This is a genomic window from Streptomyces pallidus (ex Mingjun et al. 2026), from assembly GCF_051550185.1.
Lineage (GTDB): Bacteria > Actinomycetota > Actinomycetes > Streptomycetales > Streptomycetaceae > Streptomyces.
Genome location: NZ_CP196181.1, coordinates 7,591,021 through 7,606,196 on the forward strand (window position 1 = coordinate 7,591,021; position 15,176 = coordinate 7,606,196).

Below are 15,176 nucleotides of genomic sequence, written 5' to 3' on the forward strand. Positions count from 1 at the left end.
CACCCATCGTGCAGGGAGGACACTCAATGCTCCGGGGACGTGCACAGCCATGAACAAGGGCAAACGGGACGGGTGCGCTGTCCGCCGGCGATGGCGAACTGCCTCGTGACAGGATCAGGCCGCGAGCGGGAGACGGTCCGCTCGAAGCCACCAAGGAAGGGCAGGGCATTGTGATGCGCGTGCCCCTCGAAGGCGGCGGTCGGCTCGTAGTCGTACCGACCCCGGAAGAGGCTGGTGCCCTCGCCGACGAACTCGGGAACGCGTCGTCGGCTGACGCGGCCCGTCGGTGAGACCGACCAGGAGGCCCTGTTCGCGGGCCCCTGGGCGGGACCTCGAACTACGGGAACGGGTCGGCCCGGTCGGGTGACCGTCCGGGCCGGCTGCCCCCTCCGGCCGGGAGGCTGGAGCTTCGCGATGTCCTTGTGCATCACGGCGGTGCTGTCGGAGTGGTAGGCGGCCAGGCGCACCTTGAACGGATGGCCCGCCGGGGCCTTGATGACGACCTCGCGCTGTGGTGTCGGCGGCGGCCTGGGTCGCCCCTCCCGCGAGCGTCGCAACCGATCGCGCGCACTCCATACGCGGGTCGCCCGCTCCCGCCTTCCATGTCCCGTCAGTTCGGGCCGTCGAAGGGGAGTTGACGTGAATCGGCGGTCGCGGGTGGAGGGGATGTCACCGGAGAGCCTGGTGCCGGCCGGGTGGCCGGGACCCCCTCCGCGATCAGGCGCTCGACAGCTCGACGACCGGCCGGCGCGCGTACTCCTGACCCGGGGCGCTCCCCCGGGAGCCGGTCCCCGACGTGTTGCGGTGCCTTCGCCGCAGGCGTCACAGCACGTCGGACGCGCTCTTCCGGGCGCGTTCCGCGGTTGCCGGAAGGTCCGGACCGCCGACCGGGGCAGCGGCGCGCAGCGCTTCCTCGACCCGGCGGTTGCTGGTCATGGTGGCCGTGACGGCCGTCATCGCCAGGAGGAGGCCGGCGGCGGCGTAGAGCGGGGTGCGGATGTCGTACGTGGTGGCCAGCCAGCCGCCGACGAGGGCCCCGAAGGGGGCGGCGCACATGGCCAGCATGCGGGAGGTGGAGGCGACCCGGCCCATGAGGTGGGGCGGGACGATCGCCTGCCGGAGAGAGGGCGCCAGCACCATCGTGGCACCCATGCCGGCCCCGCAGACGGCGAGCGCCAGCCCGGCCACGTACGGGTTCGGGGCAGCGGCAAGACCCAGGACGGCAAGCCCTTCGACGGCGGCCGTGCAGGTCAGCGCGGTGCCGGTGCCGAGCCGTCGGCCAAGCTGGGAGGCGATGCCCGCGCCGAGCAGACCGCCGGTGGCCTCCGCCGTGAGGAGCAGGCCGAAGCCGTAGGTGTCGATGCCGAGGCGGTCGTGCGCGAAGAGCGCGAGCACGGTCTCCACGGCGAGGAAGGCGACGTTCCCGACCGCCGGGCGGAGCGCGAGCCCGAGCAGCAAGCGGTCCCCGAAGACGTACGACGCCCCGGCCCGCGCCTGCCGGACCAACGACTCGCGGACCTCCGGCACCGGCCGGGGCACGGCGGGAAGGGACCGTACGAGCAGCGCGGAGAGCAGGAACGACCCCGCGTCGGCCAGCAGCGGAACCGCCCGCCCGAGCGCGAGCAGCGCACTGCCCGCAGGTGGCCCCGCGAAGCCGGACATGGCGGTCTGAGCTCCGCGCAGGCGGGAGTTGGCCCGTTCCAGGAGCGCGGGGTCGCGGCCGAGCAGATCCGGCAGATAGGCCGTGGCGGCCGTGTCGAAGAAGAGTCCGCCGAGGCCGAGCAGGAAGGCGACGGCCGCGAGCAGCGGAATGCTCAGCACGTCGAGCACGGCCGCTGCCGCCGGTAGCGCGAGCAGCACCGCACGCGCCGCGTCCACGACCCACATCGTGCGCCGACGGTCCCACCGGTCCACCAGCGCACCGCCGAGCACCCCGAAGAGCAGCCACGGCAGCGTCCCGGCGGCCGTGACGACGGCGAGTGCCATCGGATCCCGCGTCAACGTCAACGCGAGCAGCGGCAGCGCGGCATGCGACACCCCGTCACCCAGCGAGGACACCGTCTGTGCAGTCCACAGCCGCCCGAACCCGGTCGGCAACTTCCGCACCTCCGACGTCACTTGGCGCCCTCGTCGGCCTGCTCGCGCGATGCCGGGTGGAACAGCGCGAAGACGAGTGACGCGTCCGGCAGCGACGGATCGGACAGCTCCCGGTACTCGTCCGCCAGTGCCTCCAGCCGCGCCCCCAGTTGGGCGAACTGCTCGTCGGTGAGCCGCAGATGCGCCATCCGTACGTGCCGCTCACCCACTGGCGACGCCTCAAGGTCCGCCACCGCATGCCGCATCAGCACATCCGGCCCTCCCTCGCCGGGATCCGGCAGCACGATCGCCCGCGCGGCCATCGCGTAGTACCGCTCGGTGACACCCCGCACCTTGCGCGTGCGTACCACCTTCACCAGGCCGGCCCGCTCCAGCAGCCGCACGTGATAGCTGGAACTCCCCTTCGCGAGGCCCACCCGCTCGGCGATCTGCGTGATCGTCGCCGGCTCGAAGCGGAGCACGGCCATGATCCGGTGGCGCGTGCGATTGGAGACGGCGCGCAGCTGCTCGTCCGTGGTGACGTGAAACGTCTCGGGAAGATCATCGGTAGGCATGCGAGCAATGGTCAACGAATCTTGACCATTGCGCAAGGGAATTCGCCCGGTCCTCCAGAAGGGTGGGGAGGGGGTGACGGACGATGCCGCGTCCAGGGTGAGCGGAGCCGGATTCCCCAAGGCCGAGTACCGGCTCATCGTGCCCGAAGACCCTGGTGGGCGGCACGTTCGAACTGGCCCAGGACGCCTCGGAAACGAAGGGCAGGGAAGGGCTCGGGAACACCTACAGCCCGAAGATCCGCAACTCCCGGCCAGCCATCGGCCGGTACACCTCCGGCACCCCGGCCGGTCCGGGCGTCCTCGTCCTGTCGGGGGTATTCGGCCAGTTCAAAGGCCCCGCAGAAGCCCGCAGGAAGATGCTCGTGGGCGCCGCGGACGGCAAGGGCGCGAGCCCGGCGGTCCCCGCCCGGGACATCACACCCACCGGCTCCGGCACGTCCGGTGACCGCGCGCCACTCGTCTCGGGGAGACGGGTGTGTGCGAGGCGACCGCCTGCGTCTAGAAGGCCGCGTGGGCGAACCAGTGGGCGAGCAGGGCGCGGTCGCCGAGCAGGTCGAAGGCGTCGCTGCGATGGGCCAGGCGGCCGTAGAGGAGGAGGAGCAGGTCCGCGGCCGTTCCCCTGACCGCGGCGTCGGCCGCATGGGGTTCGCCGCGGCGAGCCACCAGGGCGAAGCCGTCAGGGCGCAAGCGCACCAGCCACTCGCCGTCGCCGTCCGTGCAGCTGAAGCGAATGGTCCGGTCCGGGGCTCGCAGCCGGGTGGTCAGCGGGGCGAAGGAGGACGCGAACGGCAGGTTGGTGAGGAACTCATCGATGCCGTCGACCGCCAACTCGCGGTCGATGTGCGGTGGGATCCCGAGGGCGAGTTCGGCATCGGCGCGGTGGACGAGGGTCTCGAAGAGCATCCGCCGGACCCAGAACCGGGCATGCTGGTCGACTCCCCAGGCCCACATGGGGGCATCCGGGTCGGTGGCGGCGAACACCTCGGCCGCCTCCGCGGCACCTGCGGCCAGCCAGTCCGGGAGGCCGTCGGGGTGCGCCGGCAGGCGGAGGTCGACCTCACGGCTGGTCGGCGGCTGCTGGATGCGTTGGCGCAGCAGTTCGGTGAACCAGCGCTGGACGCTGCCGATGTGCTGCGTGAGGTCGGCGAGCGTCCACGCGGGGCAGGTCGGTACCGGGGCGGAGAGGTCGGCTCCGCTGACCGCGGCGACGAGTCCGGCCGTCTCGGCTGCGACGGCCGCTCCGTGCTGGGCGGGGTTCATGTGCGTGGCCTTCCTCTGATCGTGCCGCCCTCGGTGGCGAGGATGCTTAAGGAAGTAGATGATTCATATCCTCAAGTAACGCTGAAGGTAGAGGGCGCGCGCTGAAGATGTCAAACGCCGGCACGCTCACGCTGCCCCCGTGCACGGGAGCGAGCCGGCCTCGGAGGTGGCGCCCGACGCGGCCCCGGCTGCTGCACCCTGGTGCCGGCCGGCCGTTTGGCGCGGCGTGGCGGACGGGTTGCTCACCCGCACTGCCCGGCCCGCACTCATGACCGCACCGCGGCCCGGGTGGTCCTTGTGCGGACTGCGTCGCCGGTGGGCCTCGGCTGCGTCAGCGCCGAGGCCCGTCGTGGTCACCTGTCGACGGCGTCGGTCACACGGTTCCAGTGGTCCAGGTCTGCGGTGCGGGCCTGCAGGGCGGTGCGCATGCCGGTGGCGCTGGAGGTGCCGAGGGCCAGGCGCAGTGGGGGGTTGGGGCTGTCGACCGCGGTTCGGATGCCTTCGGCGATCCGGGCTGCGGAGGAGAACGCCGATGCGGGCAGTTCTCCGATGCCCTTGTGGACTTCGCGGACGGTCTGGTCGTAGTCGTCGAGGCCGGCGGCGACGTGGAGGTTGGACAGGAAGGGGGTGGCGGTCATTCCGGGCTGGATGATCGTGACCTTGATGCCGAGCGGTGCGACCTCGGCCACCAGTGCGTCCGACAGCCCTTCGACCGCGTACTTGGTCGCGGCCAGCAGTCCCACGCCGGGGTGGGCGGACTGCCCGTAGACCGATGAACCCTGGAGGACGTGTCCGGATCGCTGGGCGCGGAGTACCGGCAGGGTTGCGCGGAGCACGTTGAGGACTCCGAAGACGTTGGTGTCGAACACCGCGCGGGCCTGCGCGTCGGAGGCTTCCTCGACGGCTCCGAAGAGTCCGTAGCCCGCGTTGTTGGCCACGACGTCGATGCGGCCGAACCGCGAGAGCGTGCGCTCCACCGCTTCTCGGACGGCCTGCTCGTCACGCACGTCCGCCCGGATGAGGAGCAGTCGGTCGCCGTGCGCTTCGGTCAGTTCGTCCAGGGGGGCGGTGTCGCGGGCGATCGCCGAGACGGCATCGCCGTTCGCCAGCGCCTGGAGGGTCAGTTCGCGGCCGATGCCGGACGTCGCGCCGGTGATGAGCCATGTGCGGGGGCTGGTCTGTTGGTTCAGTGCTTCGTTCATGTTGCGACCGTAAGCGGTTAGCTCATAACGAGTCAAGTGGAGCCGCGCTGCACGTTGCCTGTTAGGCGGCTTAGCGCCTCTTCCTGTCGATGTAGGATGGGGTGATGAGCAGCGCTGCAGCCGGATCTGCGAAACCCAGCCCCCGCACCGTCATGCCGGTGGTGGAGACCGTGCTCGCGTTCGTGAACACGCGCGCGGACGGAGGTGGCCGGCGCGAGTTGTTCGGGGACGGGCACTCGTTCGCGGCATGGCTCGCGGAGCACGACGAGTTCGGCGGCGAAACCGTGGCGACCGATGCCGATGCCGCGGCCGCGCGCGAGCTGCGTGACGCCCTGGTGACGCTGCTGCTCGCGCACTCGGGCGATGAGGAGAGCCTGGGCGAGCCGCTCCAGCACGCCGAACAACACCTGCGGCGCGCGGGTGCGCTCTACCCGCTGGCGACCGTGGTCACAGCCGGTGGTGTCGAGCTGGCGTCGCCGCAGGCAGGGGTGCCGCGGGTGTTCGGGACCGTACTGGCCGCGGTGACGACCTCCGCGCAGACCGGTGACTGGGGGCGCATCAAGGCCTGCCGCAACCCGCCGTGCCATTTCGGTTTCTTCGACCGCACTCGCAATGGGGCGGGGCTTTACTGCAGTACCGGGTGCGGCTCCCAGGTGTCCATGCGCAGTTACCGCCAGCGGCAGCGCCGGGTGAGCGAGGCGCATCCCGAGGCGTGACGCCGCGGCTCCACGGGTGACCCCGTCGGAATCCGGCGGCCGTCCAGGGCTGGCTCATAGTTGTCGTGGCCACAGGTTGTTGCTGGTCAGGGCAGCCTGAGTAGGTTGAGGGGACGGGTGTGGGGCGCGTAGGAGACCTCGTGCAGGCCAGCCGCGATGCTGCGGTTCCCGGCCCGACGGAGGGTGTCGATGGCGAGGTTGCGCAGGGTGGCCATGTTCTCCGGGCCGTGCCCCGTTCGGATCTTGGAGGCGTCCTCGGCGAAGGTGGTGTCGCGCACGAAATGGAGCCGGTTCTCGGTGGTCCACTGTGAGCGGGCGAGGTGCGCGACCCCCTGCGGGGATGCCTGCTGGGCCGTCAGGTCAGTGATGACGTAGACGGTCTGGCGGGTGACCTTGCCCGTGCGGACGTCCGTGCGGTGCCGCAGGATCTTCGCGGCCTGGACCGCGTGGGGGAAGTCCAGGTGGAGGTCGGTGACGGTGAGCACGCGGGTGGAGCGGGTCTCGCGCCGCCCGTGCCCGCGTTCGCGGTCGGCGCGAGCAGGCGGGCGAAGCCGGTGACCTCGTTGGTCTTGGTCGGGACCCGCAGCTGGGTGGGAGTGCGGACCCCGAGCGGTCCGTGGGCGCGGATGCCGAGCCGGGCGAGGGTGTGCTGGGGAGCGTGGCGGGCCCATTGCCCGATCGCCAGGTAGGAGCGGGCGCCGGCCAGGACCGCGCAGGCGGCGGTGAGGAGAACCGCGACCAGCGAGTGTCGTCGTCCGCGACGGTCGCGCGGGTCGGGCAGAGCCGACAACCGGAGCCTCCTTGCGTGCGTGACTGCCTCGTCCGTCCCGTCACCCTCCAGTGACCTGCACGACGCCCACCACCCGGACTATGAGTCAGCCCTGATCCCGGCCGGGGCCGAACAGCCCCTCTGGGTATGCCTTCTGGGCTGGCGCCCAGAAGACCAGAACGCTGCCGTGGATGGCCTGTGCCGTCGTCGATGCAGGGGGTCGCACATGTCGAACACCTTTGTCCTGCTCCTCTCCATCGGCCCGCTCGCCATGGTCCTGGCGATGATCGCCGCGCACGGGTTGGGCGAGAGCAAGGACGCCTACACCGGTGAGGTCACCGGCCGGGGGGTGAGCAGTTCGACCGGTACCTACGGCCCGACGGGCCACTACATGATGCACATCCGCACCGACGATGGGCGGGAGCTCAGCATCGAGGTGAACGGCCGGACGTATCGGTCGCTCGCCGTCGGCGACCGGGTGGTCAAAGAGTGGGGTAGGCGCTGGCCGGAGCGGTCGGAGTAACGGAGCGAACAGCTCTGCCGCACCGTCCGGCACGCCCTCGCCGTCCGCGGCACCTCACGGCCCTGTACCAGGCACTCGGCTTGCCCGAAGGCCCGCAAGCACGCCGACCGGACGCGGGTCGCACCGGGACACCGCAGACCGCGCGCGGCTCGCGCACCGACACCCTCCGTCAGGCCGGGAACCGCGGCATCGCGGCTGGCCTGCGCGAGGTCTCCTACGCGCCCCATACCCGCCCCCTCGACCTACTCAGGCTGCCCTGACCAGCAACAACCTGTGGCCACGACAACCATGAATCAGCCCTGGGCGGCCGTCCGCGCGGTCGAAGCGCCGGACGCGGTGGTTTCTTGTCGGAGGTGCGCGGTCTGATCACCGATGGCCCCCGTTCGCAGTCGCCATCGCGGTGATGCGCGAGCGTGTCGGCCTGCCGCAGCGTGGCCTCCATGAGTGTGCGGCGGTTGGCCGGGGTCGCCGGACCAGCCCGATCATTCCCCGGCCGGCCCCGCCCTGTACTCCCGTATGCACGTTCGGTTAGGCTCACCTTGCCTGGCGTGCGGAATTCGGCTTCCGGTGCCGCAGGTGGCGACCCAGTAGGACGGAACGGGCTGAGGCAGGGTGCAGGTGAGAGACGGCGATCGGGCTTGTGCGCGTCGTGCGCCCGCTGAGGCGGGACGCTCATGCGGGTGACGGGCCTCCCGGGTTCCGGCCCGGTGTCTGGGACGAGGCGCCATGGATAGGATCGCACTCACGGCCGGAGCCCTGTACGTCATCGTCCTGCTCCGCGCCGGAGGGACGTTCGCCATCGGGTGGCTTGCCGGGGCCGGTGCCCGGCGCAGCAGGTTCGCCGCGCGGATCTCCTCGGTGAAGTTCCTGCGCGCCGAGCGGGCGATCCAGCGGTGGGGCGCGCCGGTGGTGGCCGTCTCCTTCCTGACCGTCGGTCTCCAGACCGCCGCCAACTTCCTCGCGGGCAGCATGCGCATGCCGTTGCCGCGCTACCTCCCCGCCTTGTTCGTGGGCGGAGCGGCCTGGGCATTGATCTACGCGACCGCGGGGCTCGGCGTGCTCGAAGTGCTGGGAAGGCTGTTCGCCGAGCGGACGGCCCTCGGGGTGTCCGCCGTGACCGGCCTGCTCCTCGTCGTGTGCGGGGTGGCGGCGTATCGCAGACGACGGGCGGCCCGGACCTCCGGCGACACCGTGGCCGAGAATCCGTGAGCCCGCCCCGCGAGGAGGGGTGACGCGGCGGGCGAGAGGTCGTCCGCGAGCCCCGGGCCCGCGAGCCCGGGCCCGCGAGCACCTCCCGAACGAGCACGGCGTCGACCTCACGGCCCCCGCACCACCTCCCGCTGCGGGCGGGTACGAGATCGCGCGCGTCGCGCCGGGAGTCAAAGGCTGGTGAGGATCTGCGGGCAGAGGGTTTTGATCATCGTGTGGGTCCAGCGCATCTGCCGGAGCGTCTGCGGGTGGCAGGAGGAGGCGAGGCTGAGCAGCGTGTCGTCCCGCCCGGCCTGCGCGGCTTGGGCGAGCATCTCCCAGTGCAGGGAGTTCTCGGCCGCGTCCAGGTGCAACTGGCGCAGGTCCCGTAGGAGAAGCAGTCCGGGCTCGGGGCGTCGGCCGACGGCCTCGGACGCCTTCACGCGGAGGGTGGTCAGCAGGTCGCCGGAGGAGGGGTCGGGCGGGCCGCTGAGGTCGAGGCCGTAGTGCGGGGCGGCGTCCGAGAGGCGTTGGGTGTGTTCCCGTGACCAGGCGGCCAGGTCGGTGGCGACGTGATGGATCTCGTGGTCGGTGCGGTGACGATCGGCGACGGCTGCCAGTTCCCTGGCCAGGTGCCGCTCGCCGTGGTGAAGCGCCCGTAGGACCAGGGTGATGCCGTTCATCGGCTTCCTCCCCTGCCGTCGCGCGCTGTGCCCGCTTCCTCGACGACATGTGCTGCTTGCCCGCCGGTTGTGTCCAGGACGTGGCCGGCTGACGTGGGGGCCGACGCGGTGTTCGTCGGTGCGGGGGCGGGGGCACCCTCCCCGCGCTCGAGGAGGGTCAGGGCGGCGGCCGCTGTCTTGAACAGGGGCTGCTTCGAGGCGGGGTCCCAGTCGGTGATGGTCGTCTCGTTGGCAGCGCGGCCGGGGGTCGCGTCGTCCGGGCCGTGACCGGCGGGGGTGTCCCAGTAGCCGTAGTGGAACGGTACGAACAGCAGTCCCGGCCGGATGGCGGTGATGCGCAGCCGTCCCCGTAGCGCGCCGCGGCGGGTGGAGACTTCCACCAGGTCTCCTTCGTGCAGTTGGCGGGCGTCGGCGTCGGCGGTGGAGATCTCCACCCATACCTCGGGTGCAGCGGTGTTCAGCTGCGGGGCGCGGGCGGTCTTGGTGCGGGTGTGGAAGTGGTAGAGGGTGCGGCCGGTGGTGAGCTGGAAGGGGTACTCCTGGCTGGGTTCCTCGTGCGGTGGCAGGTAGGCCGCGGCCTTGATCATCGCTTTGCCGTCGGGGTTCAGTGACCGGTACTCCACGACGTCGTCGGCTGCGCCGGTGATCAGGTCCTTGCCGTACGCCTCGCACGTGTCGGGGTCGGCCCAGGTGATGCCGTCGGTGTAGAGGCGTGTGGTCCCGTCGGGGGCGTCCTCGTTGACGGGCCACTGGATGCCGCTGCCTCCCCGGAGCCTGTCGTAGGTCAGGCCGGTGTAGTCGCAGGGGCGGCCGGCGCTGCAGCGTTTCCACGCCTCGAATGCGGTCTCGGCGTCGTGCCAGGTGATCAGCGGGCGGTCGTCCTTGTCGCGGAAGTCCATGCGGGCGGCGTAGTCGAGGAAGATTTCCAGGTCCGCCCTGGCCTCCCCCGGGGCGTCGACGGCCTTGTCGGACAGGTGCACGGTGCGGTCGGCATTGGTGAACGTGCCGGTCTTCTCCCCCCAGGTGGCTGCGGGCAGCACCACGTCCGCCAGCTGGGCGGTCTCGGTCAGGAACAGGTCCTGGACCACGACGAACAGACGCTCCTGGGCGAGGACGGAACGGATACGGGCCAGCTCCGGCAGGGACACGGCCGGGTTGGTGCCGCTGATCCACAGCATGCGCAGAGAACCCTGTTCCGCGTAGCGGAACATCTGCATCGCGTGGGTGGGCGGCCCGTAGTGCGGGATCTTCGACGCCTCGACGTTCCACACCCTGGCCAGCTCGGCCACGTGGGAGTCGTTCTGCCAGTTGCGAAAGCCCGGCAGGTCGCCGTTGGCGCCGCACTCCCGCGTGTTCTGCGCGGTGGGCTGCCCGTTCATCTGCAACACCCCCGCCCCGGGCCGGCCGAGCATGCCCCGCACGAGGTGCAGGTTGTTGACCTGCACGGCGGCGGCCGTGGCCTGATGCGACTGGTAGATCCCCTGCAGCACCGTGGACGTCAGCCGCCGCGCCCGGCCGATGACCTCCGCCGCCTCGCAGATCCGGGCGGCGGGCACGTCACAGATGTCCGCCGCCCATCGCGGCGTGCATGCCTCCACCTGACCGGCCAGCTCCTCGAAGCCCACGGTGTGGGACTCGATGTACCGCTCGTCGACGCACCCCGACCGGATGACCTCGTGCAGCAGGGCGTTGAGCAGTGCCACGTTCGTTCCCGCACGGGGCGCCAGGTGGACCGTCGCCCTCGCGGCCACCTGGGTGGGGCGCGGGTCGACGCAGACCACCTGCGGCGGATCGGCGCCCTCGAGCCGGTCGAGGATGCGCATCCACTGCACCGGCTGCGTCTCGGCCAGGTTGTGGCCGAACAGGGCGATGACGTCCGCGTGATCGAAATCGTCGAAGGTACCGGGCTGCCCGTCGCAGCCGAAGGACTCCTTCAGCGCCTCCGCCGCCGTGGAGGTGCACAGCCGCGTGTTGCCGTCCAGGTGGTTGGTTCCGATTCCCGCCCGGGCCAGCACCGCCAGGGTGTAGTACTCCTCCAGGAACAGCTGGCCGGAGGTGTAGAAGCCGATGGAGCCCGGGCCGCGCTCGGTCAGCAGCTGGCGGGTGTGCCCGACGACGCGGTCCATCGCGGTGTCCCAGTCGCACTCGGCGAGCCGTCCCTCCATGCGGATCAGCGGCCGACGCAACCGGTCGGCGGAGGCGTTGGCCTGCCAGCCGAAGAGGTCCTTGGGCCCCAGGCGCCCGCGGTTGACCCGGTCGACGGCACGCCCCCGCACGCCGACCATCCGTCCGCCCACCACCGCGATGTCCATGGCGTCACCGTCGGAGTGCAGGATGGAGGCAGCCTGCACCCACTGCTCCACCGCACCGGGTTCGATGCCCTCGGTCAGGTAGGTGTCCACCCGGTCCGGCCAGGATTCGTGGCGGCCGTACGGGGTGCGGGTTCCCCAGGGGTGTGCGATGCGGTCCACGGTGTTCACAGCTGCCTCCGTACGTCGGCCCGGCTGCGGCGTCTTCCGGGGACGGCCGGGTCCTCGCCTTCACCTGCGCTTGCCCTCGTCCCGCGCCGCCATCACCTGTTCGGACCTGGCTGCCGGAGTTCACCCTCTCAAGGAGCCCGGTCAGGGGGTGGCGCAGCGGTTCCCGGGCGCGGCCGGCCTGAAGGTCGCGCGGATCGTTTCCGTAGGTGTGCTCCGTGCGGATCTCGCCGTCGCGACCGAGGACGACGACCTGGAAGGGCTGGTGCTGCATCGCCTGCCGACGGGCCGAGGAGATCGCTTCCTTCCTCACCGCATGGGGACCTCCCGAGTGCGCTCATCCCCTCGGATCTGTTGTATACGTCCCGACGCGGCCCCGCGAGGCGAGATCACCGCCGGGACGCGCCCGCCCTTCTGGCCCGTGACGGGCCGATCACGGGCACGCCGCAGCCACCTGGGGCGCCGTGGACGCCAGCCTGACCGGGCTGCTCGTAGTGGTCAACGGCTGGACCGCTCCGGAAAGCCTGTCGTCGGCGCCCGACTGGTCCGTCCAGACCGTGCGCGTCCGAAGGGAGCAGTAGTGGGCAGGGGGTCGTCGGCACGGGGGAAGCAACCTCCGGCGAGCCGTCGACCGAGGGGGTGCGGCGGGCCGCCCGGCGTCCAACCGGCAGTCGCACGCGCCGGTTGCCGCTCGCGGCAGACAGGAAACAACTGCCCGTCACCCCGTGCAGCCGATGATCAAGGAGGCGGGGGTCGACCAGTGCATCGCATTGCGCCGGAGCACGGGGACCGGGCGGCGCGCGGAACGTGCGTGGCCGCAGCCCGGCCACCCGGCCAGAGGCGGCGAGCGCAGGTGTGGCGGAGACCCGCCCGATCGCCGGGCAGTGATCCGGCGAAACGGGAAGGGTCCGGCGCACCCAGCGCACCCACTTCGGCAGTGTCGAGCGAGGGCTGCGGGACCACCCGCAGTGCGACTGACCGAAGCGTCGTCCATGAGGCCGTCCGGGCGCCGGGCGCCTCACCGTCCGCAAGGCACGGGTCGGCGGCGACCGTGAGGCCGCGGCACGTCAGATCCAGCCGCTGCGCGCCGCGTAGAGCGCCATCTGGAACCGGGTCATCGATCCGGCACGGGCATTGATCGCCTCTATGTGACGGGACAGCGTCCGCCGGCTGACGCCGAGGAGTTCGGCGATGGTTTCGTCCGTGACCCCCGTGGCCAGCAGTTCCAGGATGCGCCGGTGGATCGGTTGCAGGCCGCACGGTACGCGGTCGTTCAAGTGCATCGGCAGTGCTGTCCGCCACGAGGTCTCGAACAGACCGGCAAGCGCCAACAGCAGACTCGAAGGATGGACCAACAGCAGGTAGTCCTTGACCTCGGATTCGACGAACGACATCGACACGGTGGCCAGGCGCTGGTCGTAGATGCTCAGTTTCACGGGGACCGTGGGCAGGACCCGGGCCTGTTCCCCCGCGGCTATGCAGGGCTGGATGTTGACGCTGTAGTAGGTCGCGTTCTGAACGGCCGATTTGGAGTAGACGACCCGGTACTCCACTCCCTTTCCGAGTTTCTCGATCTCGATCGGGTTGGCGGTGCCGTGCGTGTGGTATGGCGGGGAATCGAATCGGAGGACTTCGAATTCGACGGCCTCTTCGAGACTCCAAATGCGTTCGGCGACGTGCGGTCCCCTGATGACTTCGACTAAGTCCTCCTGCCCCTGCGGAGCCACGGAGCGCCGGTATCCGCGATAGGCCTGCATGGCCGCTTGGTGCGCCTGGTGGACTTCGGCCGCCCGCGTGTGGACCATGCGTTCCAACGCGATCGACGGTTCGACCGGCGCGTGTTCGATGCCGTCCGTGCCGGTGCCGCTACCGGCGCCGGTCCCGGTGAGGGTGATCAGACCCAGCCGGCGCAGGTGCGCCAAGTGCCGGTCCAGCACCCGGTCCTCGAACGGGAGGTCGTCCCCGCGGCCGCGGCGGTTGCCGCCCATCTTCGCCGCCAGTGCTTCCGTGGTGCAGGACCCGGTGCCAAGGAGGGTCGCATAGATTTCCGCCTGAACGCGGGTGAGGCCGAGACGGCACAAGTGCGCTCGGATGTCTTCTTCGGGCATCGGACCACCCCCTGTGAGAATGGCGCAACCGCGTTCCGCCGATGGGCGGGGCGCGCGGCGCCGACGAGGCCGTCGTATGGCCGTGCGAACGAACTGCCGTGTCATCGTTGCACGTTGGGCGATGTGAAGGCAAAGAACTGCCTGCCTCCGGTCGCACGGCTGCCGGGTGTTCCGGGAGGGACGGCGCGCCGGGGCGCCCTTCGGTGCCACCGGCCATTACTGGCCACCGCTCAGGGGTGCGGGGGAGTACACCAGTGGTGCCCCGGAACAACCGGGGCCCGGACTTCCACTTCCCCTCGGAGACATCCGTGTCCTTCCAACGCCCGCACCCGTCGTACAGGTCGATCAGCGTGGCCGTGGCCGTGGCGACGGCCACCGTCGTCGCCGTCACGCTGACCGCCCAACCCGCCGCGGCCGGATCCGCCCACGGCCACGTGCGGACCGCCGCCGAGCCGATACCCGGCCGCTACCTGGTGGTCTTCAAGGAGGCGCCCGCCTCCGCACGGCGCGGCCCGGACCGCGACGCCGAACACGCGGCGGCCACCGCCACGGCGGCACGCTTCGCACGCACGCACGGCGGCACCGTCCACACCGTCTTCAGCACGGCCCTGCGGGGCTACGCCGCCGAGATGACCGCGGACCAGGCGGCACGGGCGGCCGCTGATCCCGAGGTCTCCTACGTACAGCAGGACGGCCTGCATGACGCGTCGACGAGCCAGACCGACCCGCCGTGGGGCCTGGACCGCATCGACCAGCGCAACCTCCCGCTGGACGGCACGTACACATTCGCCGAGACCGCCCGCAACGTCACCGTGTACCTGGTGGACAGCGGCCTTCGCACCACCCACACCCAATTCCAGGGGCGGGCCGCGATCGGTGTGGACAAGGTCGGCGACGGCCGCAACGGAGCCGACTGCACCGGGCACGGCACCCACGTCGCCGGAACGGTCGGCGGCAAGGACTTCGGCGTGGCCAAGGGGGTCGGGCTGGTGGCCGTGCGCGTCACCGACTGCCGTGACAAGGCCGCCACCTCTGCGATCATCACCGCCGCCGACTGGATCACCGCCCATGCCGCCAAGCCGGCCGTGGTCAACATGAGCATCAACGGCGGGGGCAACACCGCCGAGGACGAGGCGATCAAGCGCTCCATCGCCTCGGGAGTCACCTGGGTGGTCTCCTCGGGCAACGGCAACACCAACGCCTGCAACAACTCTCCGGGCCGCATCGGCGCCGCCATCGTCGTCAACAACGCCACGTCCGACGACTCCCGCCGGTCGGACTCCAACTTCGGGCCCTGCACCGACCTGTTCGCTCCGGGAACCGCAATAGCCTCGGCCGGACACCAGAGCGACACCGCCAGCCGTGTACTGACCGGCACGTCGATGGCCGCTCCCCATGTGACGGGAGCCGCCGCCCTCTTCCTGGCGACCCACCCCGACGCAACTCCCGCCGAGGTCCAGAGCGCTCTGATCGCCGCCGCCACCACCGGCAAGGTGCGCAGCGCGGGGCAGGACACCCCCAATCGGCTGCTCTTCACCGGCGGCCAGTAGAAGACGCCGCCATCGCGGCCCGCCGACGGACGGGGCCGGCCGCCTGCCG

14 protein-coding genes and 1 pseudogene are annotated in these 15,176 nt (G+C 71.2%); 5 read left to right on the forward strand and 10 right to left on the reverse strand.

Features of this window, described 5'->3' with window-relative positions; translation table 11 throughout:
* Positions 1-113: 113 nt before the first annotated feature.
* Positions 114-290, forward strand: coding sequence for a DUF3117 domain-containing protein (locus ACSHWO_RS33995; RefSeq protein ID WP_438319336.1), 177 nt, complete (start codon positions 114-116; stop codon positions 288-290).
* Between the two features lie 532 nt (positions 291-822).
* Here the strand turns inward: ACSHWO_RS33995 and ACSHWO_RS34000 are convergent.
* From ACSHWO_RS34000 to ACSHWO_RS34015, 4 genes are all read right to left on the reverse strand, one after another.
* On the reverse strand, positions 823-2,097 hold the full coding sequence (locus tag ACSHWO_RS34000; protein WP_438318401.1) for an MFS transporter: 1,275 nt from the start codon (positions 2,095-2,097) through the stop codon (positions 823-825).
* Positions 2,098-2,114: 17 nt separating this feature from the next.
* Positions 2,115-2,651, reverse strand: a complete 537-nt coding sequence (locus tag ACSHWO_RS34005; RefSeq protein ID WP_438318404.1) for an ArsR/SmtB family transcription factor — start codon at positions 2,649-2,651, stop codon at positions 2,115-2,117.
* Positions 2,652-3,149: 498 nt separating this feature from the next.
* Entirely contained in the window at positions 3,150-3,911 is a 762-nt protein-coding gene (locus tag ACSHWO_RS34010) for a maleylpyruvate isomerase family mycothiol-dependent enzyme (protein ID WP_438318407.1), read from the reverse strand.
* Between the two features lie 353 nt (positions 3,912-4,264).
* Complete coding sequence (locus ACSHWO_RS34015; protein ID WP_385809192.1) at positions 4,265-5,113, reverse strand: SDR family NAD(P)-dependent oxidoreductase; 849 nt, start codon at positions 5,111-5,113, stop codon at positions 4,265-4,267.
* A gap of 104 nt (positions 5,114-5,217) precedes the next feature.
* Between ACSHWO_RS34015 and ACSHWO_RS34020 the strand changes: the two genes are divergently transcribed.
* Positions 5,218-5,829, forward strand: coding sequence for a CGNR zinc finger domain-containing protein (locus ACSHWO_RS34020; protein WP_438318410.1), 612 nt, complete (start codon positions 5,218-5,220; stop codon positions 5,827-5,829).
* 86 nt (positions 5,830-5,915) lie between these two features.
* Here ACSHWO_RS34020 and ACSHWO_RS34025 read toward each other — a convergent pair whose 3' ends face one another.
* Together ACSHWO_RS34025 and ACSHWO_RS34030 are read right to left on the reverse strand one after the other, a co-directional pair.
* Positions 5,916-6,500 carry an ISAs1 family transposase gene (locus tag ACSHWO_RS34025; protein ID WP_438318413.1) on the reverse strand — a complete coding sequence of 195 codons (585 nt, stop codon included), beginning with the start codon at positions 6,498-6,500 and terminating at the stop codon, positions 5,916-5,918.
* Positions 6,470-6,619, reverse strand: a pseudogene (locus tag ACSHWO_RS34030) (transposase family protein); the annotation flags it as partial. The gene ACSHWO_RS34025 and the pseudogene ACSHWO_RS34030, both read right to left, overlap by 31 nt.
* A gap of 205 nt (positions 6,620-6,824) precedes the next feature.
* Between ACSHWO_RS34030 and ACSHWO_RS34035 the strand changes: the two are divergent.
* Positions 6,825-7,121, forward strand: a complete 297-nt coding sequence (locus tag ACSHWO_RS34035; RefSeq protein ID WP_361094037.1) for a DUF7489 domain-containing protein — start codon at positions 6,825-6,827, stop codon at positions 7,119-7,121.
* A 726-nt stretch (positions 7,122-7,847) separates the two neighbouring features.
* Positions 7,848-8,330 carry a DedA family protein gene (locus ACSHWO_RS34040; RefSeq protein WP_385809161.1) on the forward strand — a complete coding sequence of 161 codons (483 nt, stop codon included), beginning with the start codon at positions 7,848-7,850 and terminating at the stop codon, positions 8,328-8,330.
* A gap of 170 nt (positions 8,331-8,500) precedes the next feature.
* On the opposite strand, the gene ACSHWO_RS34045 is transcribed toward ACSHWO_RS34040, so the two are convergent.
* The 4 genes from ACSHWO_RS34045 to ACSHWO_RS34060 all read right to left on the reverse strand — a co-directional run bounded on the left by ACSHWO_RS34045 (position 8,501) and on the right by ACSHWO_RS34060 (position 13,577).
* A complete protein-coding gene (locus ACSHWO_RS34045) occupies positions 8,501-8,992 on the reverse strand; it encodes a hypothetical protein (protein ID WP_438318417.1) in 492 nt (163 codons plus the stop codon).
* Complete coding sequence (locus tag ACSHWO_RS34050; RefSeq protein WP_438319337.1) at positions 8,989-11,394, reverse strand: molybdopterin oxidoreductase family protein; 2,406 nt, start codon at positions 11,392-11,394, stop codon at positions 8,989-8,991. The genes ACSHWO_RS34045 and ACSHWO_RS34050 overlap by 4 nt, the downstream gene beginning before the upstream one ends.
* Positions 11,309-11,782: a DUF2188 domain-containing protein gene (locus ACSHWO_RS34055; RefSeq protein ID WP_438318420.1), complete on the reverse strand. Its 474-nt coding sequence runs from the start codon at positions 11,780-11,782 to the stop codon at positions 11,309-11,311. Before ACSHWO_RS34055 ends, ACSHWO_RS34050 begins: the two co-directional genes overlap by 86 nt.
* Positions 11,783-12,536: 754 nt before the next feature.
* Entirely contained in the window at positions 12,537-13,577 is a 1,041-nt protein-coding gene (locus ACSHWO_RS34060) for a helix-turn-helix domain-containing protein (RefSeq protein WP_438318423.1), read from the reverse strand.
* Between the two features lie 308 nt (positions 13,578-13,885).
* On the opposite strand from ACSHWO_RS34060, the gene ACSHWO_RS34065 reads away from it, so the two are divergent.
* A complete protein-coding gene (locus tag ACSHWO_RS34065) occupies positions 13,886-15,127 on the forward strand; it encodes a S8 family peptidase (RefSeq protein ID WP_438318426.1) in 1,242 nt (413 codons plus the stop codon).
* Positions 15,128-15,176 lie beyond the last annotated feature (49 nt).